7 protein-coding genes are annotated in these 16,586 nt (G+C 65.3%); 2 read left to right on the top strand and 5 right to left on the bottom strand.

Features of this window, described 5'->3' with window-relative positions; genetic code table 11:
• Positions 1-85: 85 nt before the first annotated feature.
• Positions 86-3,328 carry a hybrid sensor histidine kinase/response regulator gene (locus AC56LV_RS08505; RefSeq protein WP_499556945.1) on the bottom strand — a complete coding sequence of 1,081 codons (3,243 nt, stop codon included), beginning with the start codon at positions 3,326-3,328 and terminating at the stop codon, positions 86-88.
• A 117-nt stretch (positions 3,329-3,445) separates the two neighbouring features.
• A complete protein-coding gene (locus tag AC56LV_RS08510) occupies positions 3,446-3,847 on the bottom strand; it encodes a response regulator (protein WP_499556946.1) in 402 nt (133 codons plus the stop codon).
• Positions 3,848-4,654: 807 nt separating this feature from the next.
• Here AC56LV_RS08510 and AC56LV_RS08515 point away from each other — a divergent pair.
• Entirely contained in the window at positions 4,655-5,287 is a 633-nt protein-coding gene (locus tag AC56LV_RS08515; protein WP_499556947.1) for a response regulator, read from the top strand.
• A 20-nt stretch (positions 5,288-5,307) separates the two neighbouring features.
• Here the strand turns inward: AC56LV_RS08515 and AC56LV_RS08520 are convergent, their stop codons facing one another.
• The 3 genes from AC56LV_RS08520 to AC56LV_RS08530 all read right to left on the bottom strand — a co-directional run bounded on the left by AC56LV_RS08520 (position 5,308) and on the right by AC56LV_RS08530 (position 14,408).
• Positions 5,308-8,445 carry a GGDEF/EAL domain-containing response regulator gene (locus AC56LV_RS08520; protein WP_499556948.1) on the bottom strand — a complete coding sequence of 1,046 codons (3,138 nt, stop codon included), beginning with the start codon at positions 8,443-8,445 and terminating at the stop codon, positions 5,308-5,310.
• Between the two features lie 165 nt (positions 8,446-8,610).
• A complete protein-coding gene (locus AC56LV_RS08525) occupies positions 8,611-10,407 on the bottom strand; it encodes an ATP-binding protein (protein ID WP_499556949.1) in 1,797 nt (598 codons plus the stop codon).
• A 53-nt stretch (positions 10,408-10,460) separates the two neighbouring features.
• The gene (locus AC56LV_RS08530; RefSeq protein WP_499556950.1) at positions 10,461-14,408 is read right to left on the bottom strand and encodes a diguanylate cyclase domain-containing protein; all 3,948 of its coding nucleotides are present in this window, start codon (positions 14,406-14,408) and stop codon (positions 10,461-10,463) included.
• Between the two features lie 524 nt (positions 14,409-14,932).
• Between AC56LV_RS08530 and AC56LV_RS08535 the strand changes: the two genes are divergently transcribed.
• On the top strand, positions 14,933-16,534 hold the full coding sequence (locus tag AC56LV_RS08535) for a methyl-accepting chemotaxis protein (protein ID WP_499556951.1): 1,602 nt from the start codon (positions 14,933-14,935) through the stop codon (positions 16,532-16,534).
• The last annotated feature ends 52 nt before the right edge of the window (positions 16,535-16,586 follow it).

Consider the following 16,586-nt stretch of genomic DNA (forward strand, 5'->3'; position numbering starts at 1 on the left):
CGCGGGCGCGCCGCATCCGAACCGGATGCAACAGGCATGCCGTACTTTCCCTGCTTGTCATCCAGAAAAACACGGTCCTGCAGCCTCATCGGTCTTCTCCGCAATCCCCGATGACTTCGGCGAGCGTCCGGGCGAGCAGCGCTTTTCCATACGGCTTGTTCAGAAGCCGGACCGATGCATCGATGCGGCCTTGCTGCCGCACCGCTTCAAAGCTGTAGGCGGAGCTGAGCAGGATACGCAGTCCGGGCCTGATGACACGGGCGCGATCCACAAGCTCGATCCCGGACATGCCGGGCATGACCACGTCGGAGAACAGCACGTCGAAGGCGGCCGGCCCTTCAAGGTGCGCCAGTGCCTGCTCGGCACCCGCGACCTCCGTGACTTCGCACCCGATCTCGCGCAACTGCCCGGCCACGTGCTGGCGGACGATGGCATCGTCTTCCACCAGGAGCACGGCGCAGCCGTTGAGGCGGCACACCGGTCCGGACGTCTCGGCAGCGGACACGTCGCACAGCCGGGACTGCGGCAGGTACAGCCTGACGGTGGTGCCATGGCCCACTTCGGAATGGATGGTGACGTCGCCACCCGATTGCTTGGCGAAGCCGTACACCATGCTCAGCCCAAGCCCGCTTCCTGCCGCTTCGTCCTTGGTGGTGAAAAACGGCTCGAAGACCTTGTCGATGAGGTCCGTGGGTATGCCAAGCCCGGTATCGGCGATGGCAATCATGACGTACTCGCCCGCCGCCGGCGCATGGACGCCGGCGGCGTCGGCACCGACTTGCGCGCGCACTACCCCGATGGTCAGCTCTCCGCCCGCCGGCATGGCGTCGCGGGCGTTGAAGCACAGATTGACCACTGCCGATTCGAGCTGGCCCCGATCGACGAAGGCGTGGCACTTCTCGTCCATCTGTACGAGGTGCAAAGCAATGTTTTCAGGAAGGCTGCGCGCAATCAGGGGCCGCAGTGCGCGCAGGATGTCGTCCACGGCCACGACCTCGGGCGCGAGGGGCTGGCGGCGTGCAAAGGCAAGCAGGCGCCGCGTCAGTTGCACGCCGCGTTCGCCTGCAAGCTGGATCATGCGGGCAATGTCGCCAAGTTCGTCCTGGCCTGCCAGTGCATCGACCAGTTCCTCGGCATTGCCGATGATGACGATCAGCCAGTTGTTGAAGTCGTGTGCGATGCCGCCGGTAAGACGCCCGAGCGCCTCGAGCTTCTGCAATTGCAGCAGGCGCTGCTCCAGCACGATCTTGTCGCTCAGGTCCGTGACCACGGACAGGATTGCCCGGGGCGAGCCATCGTCGCGCCGCACCAGGATCCAGTGGGCGTGGACCGTCAGCAAGCTTCCGCTCGCGGTCGCATGTTGCATGCGTCCGGAAAAATCGCCATGCTGCATGAGCACCTGCATGGCGTGCTCGAAATCCGACGGCGAACATCCCGCATACAGCGTCTGCGCCACCGGTCGGCCGATCACGTCGGCGCTGGTCCAGCCGTAGCGCTCGGTCGCTGCCTGATTCCAGTAGATCACCCGGTTTTCCAGGTCGCGCACGAGGATCGCATCGGTCGCGTAGTCGAGCATCTCGGCCTGCATGCGCACCTGCGTCTCCTGGCGCTTCTGGTCCGTCAGGTCGGCCATGCTGCCCACCATTCGCAGCGGCACGCCTTGCCGGTCCATCACGAGAAAGCAGCGATGCAGAACGCAGCGTTCCTCGCCGTCGCCGATCACCAGACGATATTCGGAAGCCCAGTTCGCCTGGCGCGCCGCCACGGCCGCGCGCAGGCTCTCTACCACGCGCGTGCGATCGCCCGGATGAAGGCGCACCTCCCATTCGCGCAGGTGACGGCAGTCCGCCAGCATGCTGCCGATCGGCTCGCGGGCGCTCTGGCTGCACCACAAGGTATCGTCGACCAGGGTCCAGTCCCATACGACGTCATTGGTTGCGCGCGTGACGTAGCGGAAGCGCTGCTCGCTCTGCGCCAGCGAATCGGCCAGCCGCTTGAGTTCCAGCGAACGCAACACGATCTCCGCTTCAAGCTTGGCGGTATCGCTCAGGGGCAGGTCGCCACCCAGCGAACGATGCGCAAGCACATAGTCGGTCACGTCCTCGACGCGATGGATGATGAAGGCGACCTTGCCGTCCGCATCGAGCACCGGAGAATTGATGGGACTCCAGTAACGCAGCTCGAACCCGCCGCCTTCGCTTTGCGGCCGGGGGATGGGGTAGCGCTGCACGGCCATCACGTCGGGCAGGCCGGTTTCCCTGGCGCGGTGGAGTGACGTGGACAGTGCAGCCACGCCAGTGGCCGCGGGATCGGCAGGGTCGTCGGGAAAGACATCGAAGATGATGCGCCCGAAGATGGCCTCGCGCCGGACTTTCGTTGCCACCAGATAAGCGTCGCTCACGAGGATGATCTCGAAACGGTCGGGCGTGAGCACCAGGTACAGGCCCGGCGCCGATTCGAACAGCAACCTGAAGCGCTGCGCCTCCGCGGCGCTGCGGCTCGCCCATTGCTCCTCCGCGCGATGCAGCTCGGTCAGGTCGCGCAAGGTCCCGCCTACCAGGCGGCTTCCAGGACGATCTGCGAGCGGTGCGCCGAAGTGGCGGACCCAACGCATGGAGCCGTCTGCGGACACGATGCGATGCGTGAAATCGCCCGCCTGGCCATCGAGCAGGGCCTGGTAGGCACGACCTACCCGGCCCTGCTCGTCCTCTGGCACGTGGGCGAGCAGCGTGGCGTGACTATCAGACTGCCACGTCTGCCCTTCACCCAGCAGGCGTAACAGGCCAGGCGACCAGCGCGACTGGCCCGAGGTCGAGTCGAACAGCCAGCTGCCCACACATCCTGCTGCTTCGGACGCCTCGATATGGCGCATGTACGCAATTTCCCCGTCCCCGTCCGCCAGTGCACCATTTACGTCCGCTGTCGCGGACAGTACGCGCTCAAGTTGCAGGCCAGCCAGGAGTTCCAGACCGCGCATTACCGCAGGCGCCCGTGCGCGTACGTTCCTGCTACCAGTGGCAACCATGCAACTCATGCTGCCCGAAGGCAGGTCGACGCTATGTCTCGCCGCGCGAAAGCTGCGCAGGCCGCGCTGGAAAGCCAGGCCTGCATCGTGCACGCTCTCATCGACAAGCTCCGGGATGTCACGCTCGTCCATCGCCCCGGGCGAGAGCATCATGAATGCCTCACGCATGGCGATGTCGGTAAAGGAAAAGTAATACCGCGCACCGTCCGTACCGGGCGCGACGACCGCGAGCATTGCCCAGTCGTCCCCCGAGAGCATCAGTGCGAGTTCGACTGCCTTGACGGCGCCGCTCGAGTTCTTCAATCTATCCACCGTCAAGTGCCCCGAGCATTCATGCTGCATCCGTTCCGCCAATGACCAACGATAGCACAGCGGGACAACGATGTGCCAGACACAAGACACGGTCGCGAACGATCGTGCTCAGTGGTCTTTCGATGTGCTCAGTGAAACGATCAGATCGCTCAAATCAGCGTACGAGATCGGCTTGACGAAATGCATATCCATGTTGCTGCGCACCACCTGATCGCGGGTATCGGGATCGTTCCAGGCTGTCAGGGCGGCGATGCTGGCAGCGGCCCCCCAGGGCGTGTCGCGCATCCGGCGCGCGGTTTCGAACCCGTCCATCCCGGGCATCCCGATGTCCAGCAATACCACGTCCGGATGCTGCTGCTCGCCCAGTGCGAGCGCTTCTTTTCCCGAATAGGCAACGACCGGGACGCAGTCAAGATACGGCAGCAACTCGGCAAGCAAATCGGCTGCGTCAGCGTTATCGTCCACGATGAGTACGACCGGCTTGGAACGGGATTTGGCGTTGTTGCTCATTCTGGTGTCTCGTTAATACAATACGATTTCATGCCGAGCAGTGTAGCGTCGGTTGGCTCGCTGACCAATCGCAGCATTTGCGACAAGCTGTCGCAAATGCTGCGCAGTTCCATGGCCGCGAGACGCACCACTTGGCGTATCGGCCACCAATCTGCCTTTCTAGGAGCACCGCGATCCATCAGCCACGGCATGAAGGCGCATGACCTGCTCCCGGGCCAGGAATCGAGGTTGCGGCTATCAGCACTGCGGCGACGTAGTGGAATCGATGCCGAAATGCACCTGGCGTTTATCAGGCCTTGTACCGTAATTCCCTCAAAGACTATAGGAGAATGCGCTGCCCATACGTCGTTGAATCTGCGACAGGACTGTCATGCTTCGGTCGACATTATCCAAAAAATGAAAATCAATCATGTCAGAATGAAACTATTAATGATCGTATTGAATATCTTATTAAAGTGATTTGCGGAGTTTACGCATGGTTGTCAACTCTCGATCAATCTGCCAGATTGCAGCCAGTCGTGATTCAAGTGCAGCAACACGTTGCGACAGCCCTGACTGATCAGGAAGCACTTTCCCATGCAAGCCGTAGGGACATTGTCGATTTACGCCATTTGAAGCACTGCGCTCCTTGTAGCGATAATTCCTATAAAATCCGCCCTCAGCGAATTTCAGGGTTTTGTCATTTGCCTCAAAATTAATTACCGAAAGTGACATTACCAACAGAGGTGCGCGACCGATAAAGGTTATGCTGTCTTCCGTTTAGTGAATATGGTGCCCGATCCGCATAAAGGCCGGCATCGAATCAAGATGATACAAGTTGTAATTGCCGACGACCATCAACTGGTGCGTGAAGGCGTAAAAAAGGTTTTGTCGACGGATCCGGAGATTGCTGTCATTGGAGAAGCTGCCGACCTGGCCGGCGCCCTCGAGGTCCTCTCCACCACCAGCACCGATGTCTTCATCCTGGATCTTAGCCTGAGCCATGTGCATGAACTGGAAGCGCTGCGTACCGTTATGCAGTTGTTCCCCGACCTGCGCGTGCTGGTGCTCAGCTCTCACAGTGAGGAACGCTTCGGCATTGCCGTGATCAAACTCGGCGCCGCAGGGTATCTGTGGAAATCGCGGACAGCAGACGAGGTGGTGACGGCGGTACGCAGGGTGCACGCGGGGGGACGCTACCTGAGCAATACGCTGGCAGACCTGCTTGCGCGGGAGGTGGCTTCACCGGAGCCGCGACACGCCCACGACCGGCTGACGTCCAGGGAGAGGCAAGTCCTGGTCCTGCTTGCGATGGGAAGCCCGGTGAAGCAGGTGGCGGCCAGGCTGGATATCAGTATCAGCTCGGTCAACACCTACCGCACACGGATCTTGACCAAACTCGACATGCGAAGCAACGCCGATCTGATCCGTTATGCACTACAGCATGGCCTTGTGACCTGAACGGCCTCCAGACCGCCAGCTCAGGCAGGTTCTTCACAGATGCCCGGGCACCCCTCCTGCGTGCATGTTCTTTCCCGTGACGCGATCGAGCGGGGCATGGCTTGCGCGAACGTGGTCCGCAGTCTTTCCCGGACATCGTGCGCAGCGACATCGCCGTCGATGGCCAGCAGCGCGACGGCAGGATGCAGCTGCCGCGCGACTTCCAGCATCGTCCCCCATGGCGCTTCGTTGCAGCCGAGCGCGACGAGCATGGCAAACTCGGTCCGTGCCATCAGTTCGAATGCCTGCGCAGGATCCTCGGCGACCTGCAGATGCGCAGGGTTCGCGCCTGCGTCGCGCAATGCGGCCGCGACGCTCTCTTTCGCGCACATAGCGCTTGCTCCGATGCACAGGACGCCAAAGCCCGCGCGCGTGCGCGACAGGTATTCGCGGTCGAGGGAAGCACCGTCACGCAGCAGGCCTGCGGCCGCGCCCGGATCCAATGGTCTGCTGAACAGGTAACCCTGCATCTCGTCGCATCCGTTCGCGCTCAACAAAGCCAGCTGTCCGGCGGTCTCTACCCCCTCGGCAATGACGCACAGCCGCAGACTGTGTGCCATCGCGATGACAGCACGGGAAATGGCAAGGTCGTGGGGGCTGGACACCAGTTCGCGCACGAATGACTGGTCCAGCTTGAGCTTTTGCACGGGAAACCGCTTCAGGTAGTTCAGGTTCGAGTACCCGGTCCCGAAGTCGTCGATCGCGAGCTGGACGCCGACGCTGCGCAATGCCGCAAGAATGCCGAAGGTGCTTTCCGGATCGTCCATGGAAACACTTTCAGTCAATTCGAGCACCAGGTGCGAGGGATCGACCCCGGTTTCCTCCAGCACCGCACGGACCCTGTCGACGATGCGAGACGAAAATTGTTTTGCCGACAGGTTCACGGCAATCGGTACCAGTGCCAGGCCTTGCGCGCGCCAGTCGCGAAGCTGCAGGCACGCCTGCCGCAGCACCCAGTCGCCGATCGGATGAATCAGCCCCGTCTCTTCCGCAATGTCGATGAAGTGTGCGGGCGATACCATGCCGAGCGCTGGATGGCGCCACCGCAGCAAGGCCTCGAACCCCACCATGCGCCCGGTACTCAGGCTCGCCTGTGGCTGGTATTGAAGGAACAGTTCGTTGCGCTCGAGCGCCTGGCGCAATGCGACCTCAAGCCTGAACCTTTCGGAGGCTGCGACGAGGCGCTCCGGCTGGTGGAAAATAAAGCGGGGTTCTTCCGACATGCTGGCCTGGCGCGACGCTGCCGACGCCGCCTGGACCAGCGTGTCGAAATCGGCCTCGTCCGGCGGTGCCACGGCGATGCCGACGCTGACCTCGACGTGCAGCGCTTCCTGCCCCACCTGGAAAGGCGGCGCCATCAGGGCAAGGATCTCGGCGGCGGGGGTTGCCAGTTCGTCTGGCCCGGCGCGCAGCGCCACCACAGCGAAAGCGCCGTCGTCGCAGCGCGCCACGCAGTCCCCGTCGCGCTGCCATCGCTTCAGCCTGGCGGCCATCGCCGTCACCAGCGACTGTTCCGCCGCCGGGCCCAGGCTTTCCCTGACCAGCGGCAGGCGCTCGCACCATATCCACAACAGGCCTGCCGCACTGCCCTGCCGGGCGCCATCCAGGGTCTTCCCGAACCGTTCCCGCAACGAAGCGCGGTTCGGCAAGCCAGTGGCGGTGTCGAAATTGCTCAGGTAACGCAAGCGCTCGCGCAGCTCTTCCGCTTCCGTCACGTCCAGGCCCGTGCCGAGCCAGTAGGCGTGCTGGCCGTCGGCCCCCTGCACCGCACTCACGGTCCAGATGATGCGCAGTTCGCTGCCATCGCGCGCGCGCCAGTGTTCGTACGGGAAACCCTGCCCCCCGCTCCTTGACAGGTTGTTCAGCGCATGACGCACGTCGGCGGCGCGCGCGGGATCGACGAGTACGTCCGCGAAGAACTTCCCGACGACTTCCGCTTCGCTCCAGCCGAATGCCGCCTCGCAGGCAGGATTGAAGAGAACGATTTTTCCCTCCTCGTCGGCCAGCATGACGAGGGCCGCGGTCGTCCTGACGATCTGCGAAGTGAGGTGCCGCTCGGACTGCAGCGCGCTGGTGCGCTCCCTGACCAGCGTCTCCATGTCGCAGTACAGCTGGGATCGCTCGATCGCTACCGCGACCTGCTGCGCGGCAGTCTCGATAACCTGCCTGCTTGCGGCGTTATCGCCGTGCAGATCGTTCGTCGCCAGGAGAATCGCGCCCAGTGTCCGGTCCCCGACGAACAAGGGCGCCACCATGCCCGCGCCGGCCTGGCGAGCATCTCCAAGCAGCGTGCATTGGCCCGGCACCCGCGTCAACCGGCGCGCGACGTTGCCCAATGCCGCGCGACAAGCGCAGCCCTGGCGCTGCACGCACAAGCCACGGTCGTCGCCGAGCAAGGTGGTGGCGGCAATCCGCAGCGCCCCGTCCGCACCGGACAGGACCACCGCGCCGCCCGTCACGCCGGGAAGCGACAGCAGTTCCTCCAGGGCCAGGCGCGCGACCTCGCGCGGATGCAGCGCCGGCGCAATGGCGGACCCGATCCTGCACAGGCGCTCCAGCCATTGGTATGAACCAGCCAGGTCCTGCTGCTGGATGCGCAGCTGCTCGGTCATGCGGGCGGCCTCTTCGTAGGTCGAGACGAGCAGGTCGAGAATTTGTTGCCGCTCTGCATCGATGAAATGGGTCGTGCCACCGAGCTGGATGCGAACGCCCATCTGTACCCGCCGCTGGCCCTGCGACAGGCGGGTATCGATCACGTGCCGCAGTTTCGCGACCAGGTCCCCCATGTCGAACGGCTTGCGGATGAGGTTATCCGCACCGCTCTGCAGTCCCTGCACGATATCGTCGAGGCTGTTCAGAGAAGTCAGCAGAATCACGGGAACGTCGTGCAGCGCATCATCGGCCTTTACACGGCGGCACATTTCGAATCCGTCCAGGACGGGCATGGCAATATCGCTGAGTATGGCGTCCGGCCGTTTCCGGCGCGCCATGGCCAGCGCTTCGGCGCCATCGGCCGCCAGCCGTACCGAGAATCCGGCCGCCGCCAGCAGGGTGTCGATCTGCAGTGCCCTGGCGGTACTGTCGCCAACGACAAGGACGTCGCGCGTCGTATCGTTCATGGGTTAATCTCTTTCGTTATTCTGTCATGGATGCGCCCCGATCGATCCCGGCGCAGCCCGCTTCGTGGCGCACCACCGGCGATGGGGCCGGCGCCGGCGTGCATGGCCATCTGCATTAGCGGGAACCCGCGCAATGCCGCGCCGGACGACACGGCATTGCAAGGCTCACGCATCGTCCAGCGCACGGTGCAGCTCGGCCTTTCCGTAAGGTTTACGCAGCATTTTCGTTCCAGAAGGCCACTGCTCAGCGTTATCAAAACCCTCCAGCACATAGCCGGAGCTCAGCAGGACGCGCAAGGCGGGTCGCAGCCGGCGTGCTTCGTGCGCCAGCTCGACGCCGCTCATTCCTGGCATCATGATGTCGGTCAGCAAGATATCGAAGTGCAGTCCGGACTGCAGCAGGATCAACGCCTCTTCGCCATCCGCGGCCGCCGTCGCGGTATTGCCGAGCGCTTCGATCAGCATGCGCAGGTGGGCGCGCAGGTTCGGATCATCCTCCACCACGAGTACTGAACGCACGAACCGCTGGCACAGCGGGGCCGCCTGCGCGGGCGTGGCGGGCGTGCCGGTGGCGCATGGCAGGTAGAGCGTGACCACCGTGCCGCATCCGGTTTCCGAAGCGACCGTGACATGACCCTGCGACTGCCGCGCGAAACCATAGACCATGCTCAGGCCGAGCCCGCTACCGCCACGCTTGGTCGTGAAGAATGGATCGAATACCATCGCCAGCACGTCCGCCGGGATGCCGGCGCCGTCATCGCTGACGGTCACGACGATGTAGTCACCACTGGCCGGCAGGCCCTCGAAGGCCGCGACGTCGGCACCGACCGTGGACATTGCTGCGTGGATGGCCAGCTCGCCGCCAAGCGGCATCGCGTCGCGCGCATTGATGCACAGATTGAGCAACGAGGTCTCGAACTGCCCGCGGTCGACAAAGACGCGGCATGCATCCCGGTCAACATCGATGCGAAGACGGATGTTTTCCTGCAGGCTGCGGCGCAGCATCGGTTCGATGGCGTCCAGGACCACGGCGACATCGACCAGTTCCGGCTCGAGCGCCTGGCTGCGGGCGAACGCGAGCAGGCGCTGCGTCAACTCGGCGCCGCGCTGGCCGGCGCTCTGGATCATGAAAGCCAGTTCGGCGAGATCGCCGCGCTCCCGCATTTCTTCGGCCAGTTCGTCGGCATTTCCGATGATCACAGTCAGCAGGTTGTTGAAGTCGTGCGCGATGCCACCGGTCAGCGCCCCGAGCGCCTCGAGCTTCTGCGCATGCAGCAACCGCTCGTCGATGTCGGCCCGGTCATGTAAATCGGTCGAGATCGACAGGATCAGACAGGGGATGCCGTGGCAATTACGCACAAGTATCCAACGGGAATGCATGGCCAGCGCCGCCCCATCCTGTTGCGTGTGCGTCATTCTTCCGGCGAACTCCCCCAGCCGCATCAGCGTACGCACCGCTGTCGCGAACTCGTGCTCGGGCGTATCCCGGCAGATGTGCTCGCGCAACGACCGTCCGACGACATCGGCGGCGCGCCAGCCGTAACGGGTCGTCGCGGCGCGGTTGCAATACAGCGCGCGCTGGCGTATGTCGCAGACGATGATCGCATCGGCGGCGCTGTCGAGCAGGCCCGACAAGCCATGCGAAAACCCCTGATCGTTCACTGTCCTGACGCTGCCCACCACGCGCACGGTCCCGTCCTGCGCCGTCACCGCGAATACCTCGTGCAGGACATGCAGCGGCGCCTCCCCATCCACATGCAGCAGATAGAACGCCTGCCAGTGGCCCGCGGTCTGCGCCGCGCACGCGCGCAGGCCCGCCTGCAGCCGTTCGCGATCGTCCAGGGCGACGCGCCCGATCCAGGCGTCGAGGGTCTCGACACCGGCAGCAAAGCGCGCCAGGGCCGCATCGGAAGTCGTGCCGCAACGGATCTCGCCGTGCGCCGGACGCCAGTCCCAGCGCATCGATACGCCGGCCGGGTCGCGGCAAGCCGTGCGCTGCTTCGGTGGGCCAATACTCATGGCGCCAGCTCGACGCTGTCGTCCGCGCACCGCGCAACGGGTGGTAGGCCCGGGTCGCCTTGTGGCGCATGGACTTCCATCGTCCCGAACAGCGGTCCACGCAGCTGGCGGCAGCCGGCTGCGGTCAGCAGCGCCTGCTGCTCGTGTTCGGCAACGCCCTCGGCCACCACAGACAGTCCCAGGCTATCGGCCAGCCCCAGCATCGACCGCATCAGCACCGCGTCCACGATCGAGCCGGTTGAACCACGCACGAGGCGCGGGTCGAGGCAGACACCGTCCAGCGCCAGCCTGCGCAGCAGGCCAAACGACGAGGCGTCCAGGCCGAAATCGGCCAGCACCACGCGCACGCCCGCCGTCCGCAGCGCCTCGACGTTCGCGCTTGCCGTGCTCCCTTCGAACCCGGCCTGCGCCAGTTCCAGCACGAGACGGTCGGCTCGGCAACCGTGCGCGGCGAGCACCGCGAGCAGGCGGGCGCAGAACAGGGGGTCGCGCAACTGGTGGCGCGCAAGCGGCAGGGCCAGGCGGAAGCCCGCGCGCGCCGGCGTGGCGCTCCAGTGCGCCAGGATGGCCGCGCAGCGTTCGAGGAGCCACGTTTCAACGACCGGCATGAGGCCGCATCGCTCGGCCAGCGCCAGCAGCTCGCCGCCCGCGATCTGCGGGCCCGAGGGACCGGGCCAGCACAGCGTCACTGCCGCACCATTCTCCCGGCCGGCCGCGTCGACTTCGGCACGCAGCGCCAGCCGGACCTGCCCTTCTCTCAGCGCAAGTGCGAGATCCTCGCCCGGGGACATCTGCGCATCACCGGCCGCGCCACTGTCGACCATCACACCGTTGCGCCCGCCGTTCTTGGCCCGGTACATCGCCTGGTCCGCGCGCCGCAGCAGCTCGTCGACCGGCTTCCGGTCGTCGCAGACCACGACCACGCCCACGCTGGCGGTGGAGCGGTGTGCGACAGGGCCGATGTCGACCGGCTGGCGGAACGCGCCGACGATGTTCGCGCCAACCGCGTAGGCCTGTTGCGACGCGACCTGCGGATCGGCGTCCAGGCCGTCGAGCAGCACCACGAATTCGTCGCCGCCCAGCCGGGCGACGGTGTCGTTGGCGCGCACACACGCCGTCAGCCTGCCTGCCGTCTGGCGCAGGAATTCGTCGCCGGCATCGTGGCCGTGCTCGTCGTTCAGGCGCTTGAAATTGTCCATGTCGATGAACAGCAGCGCCCCGCAACGGCCCTGGCGCGCGCTGCGCAGGCGCAGTTGCGCCAACCTGTCCATGAGCAGGCGGCGGTTCGGCAGCCCGGTCAGGGTGTCGTAATAGGCAAGGCGCCGGACCTGCTCCTCCGTGGCGCGCTTTTCCGTAACGTCGCTGCCAACCTTCAGGATGACGTCCGGTCTGCCGTCCGCACCGCGCACCAGGGTCCAGCTCTCGTCGACCGTCAGGATGTCGCCGCCGCGGCGCAGCTGTTTGCTTTCGCCGCGCCATTCGCCGTCCGCGAGGATGGCAGCAAGCGCGGCGCGCGGGACGTCCTGGTCCAGGTAGCAGGACAACACCGGACTGCCCACGGCCTCGCCGGCCGGCATGCCGTACATCGATTCGGCGCCGCAGTTCCAGAAGCGCAACACGAGGTCCAGGCCGAGAACGGTGATGGCCTCGCGTGCGTGGTCCAGCAGTGCGGCCTGTTCCTGCATCCGGCCGGCAGCGTCCAGGCGTTCCATTTCGGCCGCCGCGCGGGTCGCGAAGACCCGCAGCACGGCGCCCAGCACCTCGCGCTCCACGATCGGCTCGCGAAACAGCAGGAACATCACGCCAAGCATGTGGTCGTCCGCAGCGGTCAGCCGGCGCCCTGCATAGCCGCGCGCCACCAGCCCCGGCAGGCCGCCCGCTTCGGGACATTGACCGGCGATGTCGTCCAACACGACGCATTCGTCCTGCGTCATCAGCGTGGCGCAGGGAGAACCCGTGAGCGCATAGTCCATGACGTCGAGCTCGCGGCCGTCGACCTGGCAGGCGATCGTGCGCAGGTAGCCGGGCCGGTCCATGTCTGGCCGCGCAATCGCCCCGCCGTCGGCGCCGAGCGCCTGCACCAGGTGCTGAAGGAGAACCTGGAAGTAGGCGCGCGCATCGCCGCTCGGCACGCTGGCCGCCATCCCCATCATCGCCGCCTGGATGCGACGGCGCTCGGTCAGGTCGCGAATGCCGCCCACCATGCGCACGATCGCACCGCTCTCGTCGCGCAGCACGCGGGCATTGTCCTGCACCCAGGCATAGCTGCCGTCGACGCGCCGCACCCGGTATTCAGCTGTCAACTCGTCGGCCCTGCCCTCCATGACCGGCGTGAAGGCTTCGCGCACCCTGTCCAGGTCGTCAGGGTGAATCAGGCGCTGCCACGCCTCGATGCCGGCCCCCAGCTCCTGTTCTCCGAGACCGACCAGCATGGCGATACTGCTGCTGCGCCACATCGTGCCGGCCGCGATATCCCAGTCCCAGATGCCGTCGTTACTGACCTGCGCGGCGGCGCGGAAGCGCTGCTCGCTCTTGCGCAGCTTGCGCTGGACGCGCCGCTGTTCGGTGATGTCCTGGACCGCGCCCTCGACGCCGACCAGGCCTTGCGGCCCGCGCGCGGCCTGGCCGAGTACCCGCAAGACCATGGGGGCGGCGTCGCCGCCGACGAGATCGATCTCGACGTCAATGGCACGGCCGGCACGCCGGCAGCGCGACAGCGCAGCGAGCAGCGTCCTGCGCGAGCGCCCGTCCAGACGCGCCAGGAATGCCCCGGCTGCCTTGTCCCCCAGGCGCAGGCGCTGCTTCATGTAGGCGCCCAGCTGCAGCGCTCCGGACGGCAACGCCAGGAACCAGCCGTCGATGGCCGCCATCCGACCGGCGTTACTCAGCAATACGGAAGAGCGGCGCAGCAGTTCGTCGCTGCGCACCCGCTGCGTGACATCTTCGGCGATCAGCAACACCTGTGGCCGACCATGCGCGGCATCCCGGGCGCGCGACATGGTCGAACGGAGCCATACTTCGCCGCAGTCCGGGCGCAGGTAGAGGCGCTCGCCACGCACCACGTCCCGGTCCCCCTTGACCAGCGCGTGCAGCGCGTCGGTCACGTAGCCGCGCTCTCCGGCAGCCTCGACCAGCACGAAGTCCGTGCCCGTCAGCTCGCCATCCGCACGGCCCAGCATTGCTGCGAAACTCCGGTTCGCCTCCACGATGCGTCCGTCGTCGCCGATGAGCGCCATGCCGCTGGCCGCGCTCGAGAACAGGCTGCGGTAGTTGTCCTGGGTATCTTGCAGACGGCGCCGGGCGCGCCACCACATGACACCGAGGACCGCAAGCACGAGGGCCGACAGCAGGTTCGCTGCCTTGATTTCACCGGCCAGCACCGCAGCGCGTTCCGTGCTGGCCTTGCGCAGCGCCTGTTCCTTCTTGCTCAATTGCCCGACCAGGGACCGTATGTCGTCCTGTAACTGCCTGGAAGCGCGCAGGCGATCGAGCCGCAACGGCTTGCCTGCCTCGGCGTTCGCCTTTGCCGCCAGCGCGTTCGCCAGTCGCTGGCGCACCTTGTGCTCCAGGATGGCGAAGGTACCATCGGCTTTCCCTGCTGCGATCGGCGTGAGGGTCCGCAGCGTCTCGAGCGAGCGCCCGAGCCGCGGCAATGACTGCGTCAGCGGCGTGAGGAAATCGGGGTCTTGCGTGAGCAGGAAACCGCGGGTCGCGGTCTCCGCGTCGACCGTCAGCTGAAGTATTTCATGCAGTTCCCGCTCGACCCTGGCCGATCCCATGAGGAGCGCCTGCTCGCGATGCAGGGCGTCGATCAGCGAATGCGACAACGCCGTCGACAGCGCGAGCGTGAGGACGAAGCAGAGTGGCCACAGCCAGCTCCGGTTGGCGCGTCCCGGCATGCGCAGAAGGCGATTTCGGAGGGAATACAACAGGTCGAGGCTCATCGGCACAGGCCTGCGCCATGGCGGCGGTGTGGCGAGCGAACGCGGCATGACGTTGAGGTCATACGTGGACGCTGCGCATGGTCGGCGACGCGCGGGCACGCGCAGCGGGGCGCGCACACGGCCGTTACGGACAATGCGCTCGGAACAGAGGATCGAAAGGTAGGCATCGTGCTGCAATCCTGATTAGCTGGCCATTCAAGGTATGCAAGTATTTTTCCACTTGGCAATCAGTACGACAAGTCAAGCAGATTGCGACAGGATGTCGACATCCCGACGATGGAACGGGCGCATCGGTTGCTGTATCGTCCGCTGCATGCTCGGTGCCGTGTGCCTGCTTCCGCCAAGTTCCTTCAGCCTGGTCCCCGACCAGGACAACGCTCCTTGCCTGACCGATGCACGGAGACAGCGCGCACGAACGGCCTCCCATTGCCGGGACCCGTGTGCCGCAAGCCGTCGCCACGATGCTCGCCTGCCACAAGATGACCGCGGGCAACGCAACGCCAATACGATGACAAGGAAATACGATGACTTTTGCCAAGAAGCTGTATCTTTTGATTGCCGGCGCGGTGCTGGGGCTGGCGTCGCTGGGCACCATCGGCGTGCGCCAGATCGACAAGGTGTTCGATGCGGCAAGTTATGCGAGCACGAATTCTCTACCTAGCATCGAGCGTCTGGACTCAGTGCTCGCGGACCTGTACAAGACGCGCATCCTCACGTGGCGCCACATTGCCGCCGAGGTCCCTGAAGAAAAGTCGCGGCTTGCGGATCAAATCGCAGCGTTGAAGAAGAACCAGGCAGACGCCCTGTCGGTGTACCTCCTCAAGGATGTTTCCAACGATACCGATCGCAACATGACGAACAAGAGCAAGGCTGCCCTGGAACGTTATTTCAACGCAAATGCCGATGTTCTCGCGTCCTCGTCCACCGGAGACGCCGAGGCGGCACGCGCCACGCAGATGTTGATCCAGGCCACGATCGACGACGCCGAAAACAGTCTGAATGCCCAGCGCAATTACAATGTCGCGCTGGCCCACGATGCGAGCGTCAGCGCCGCGTCGACCAGGCACACTGCCTTTCTCACCGCGATCGGCATCGCCGTCGCCACCACGCTGGCGATCGCGCTGGCCGGTTACTGGCTCGCGCGCCAGATGGTGGCGGGCCTGGAAGCGTCGATCACACTGGCCGATGCCGTTGCAAGCGGCGATCTGACGGCGCGGATCGACGCCGACGGCAGTGACGAGGTCGCGCAGCTGCAGCGGGCACTGAGCCTGATGAGTGCAAAACTGACCGCTGCCATCGGCGACGTCAAGCACAGTTCAGACGCCATCGCGACGGCGTCGCGCGAGATTGAGAGCGGCAATATGGACCTGTCGGCACGCACCGAGGCGCAGGCCAGTTCCCTGGAAGAAGCCGCGTCGTCCATGGAGCAACTGACCAGTACGGTACAGCAGAATGCCGAAAGCGCTGCCCATGTTCGCCAGCTTGCCGACGCCGCTGCCAGTACCGCGCGCGAAGGTGGCCAGATTGTCGGTGACGTGGTCGCGACCATGGAGGCGATCGCCCAGGCATCCACGCGCATTGCCGAGATCATCAACGTGATCGACGGTATTGCCTTCCAGACGAACATTCTCTCGCTCAACGCCGCCGTCGAGGCGGCAAGGGCCGGCGAGCAGGGCCGCGGGTTCGCCGTCGTTGCGGGCGAGGTCAGGAACCTGGCCCAGCGCTCGGCAAGCGCGGCCAGGCAAATCAAGGCCCTGATCGACGACTCGGCGGACAAGGTCCGCCAGGGCAGCGCGCTGGTCGACAAGGCCGGCGCATCGATGCAGGAAATCGTTGGCGGCGTGACCCGTGTGGCGCAGGTCATCGGCACGATCGCCGACGCCAGCCGTGAACAGGGCGCAGGCATCGTGCAAATCAACGAGGCCGTCAGCCAGATGGACAGCATGACGCAGCAAAACGCTGCGCTGGTCGAGGAATCTGCCGCAGCGGCCGTCGCCATGCGCGAACAGGCCGAGTACCTCGGTCGCCTGGTCACCAGGTTCCGATTCCAGCAGGAAGACATGACTGCGCAGCGGCAGTCGCACCCCCGCCCCGCCGCTGGCGCGCTGCGACTTGCCACCACCTGATCGGGCCGGCGGCGCGTGCATCCCTGCCCGGAATGCGCCTGCCGCACCACGC

The organism is Telluria sp. RB2R28, assembly GCF_059685835.1.

What these genes read in the sequence shown, in the direction of transcription:
- AC56LV_RS08520 (WP_499556948.1), bottom strand. Translation starts at nt 8,445, where the DNA reads ATGAACGATACGACGCGCGACGTCCTTGTCGTTGGCGACAGTACCGCC.
- AC56LV_RS08530 (WP_499556950.1), bottom strand. Translation starts at nt 14,408, where the DNA reads ATGAGCCTCGACCTGTTGTATTCCCTCCGAAATCGCCTTCTGCGCATG.
- AC56LV_RS08515 (WP_499556947.1), top strand. Translation starts at nt 4,655, where the DNA reads ATGATACAAGTTGTAATTGCCGACGACCATCAACTGGTGCGTGAAGGC.
- AC56LV_RS08525 (WP_499556949.1), bottom strand. Translation starts at nt 10,407, where the DNA reads ATGCGCTGGGACTGGCGTCCGGCGCACGGCGAGATCCGTTGCGGCACG.
- AC56LV_RS08510 (WP_499556946.1), bottom strand. Translation starts at nt 3,847, where the DNA reads ATGAGCAACAACGCCAAATCCCGTTCCAAGCCGGTCGTACTCATCGTG.
- AC56LV_RS08535 (WP_499556951.1), top strand. Translation starts at nt 14,933, where the DNA reads ATGACTTTTGCCAAGAAGCTGTATCTTTTGATTGCCGGCGCGGTGCTG.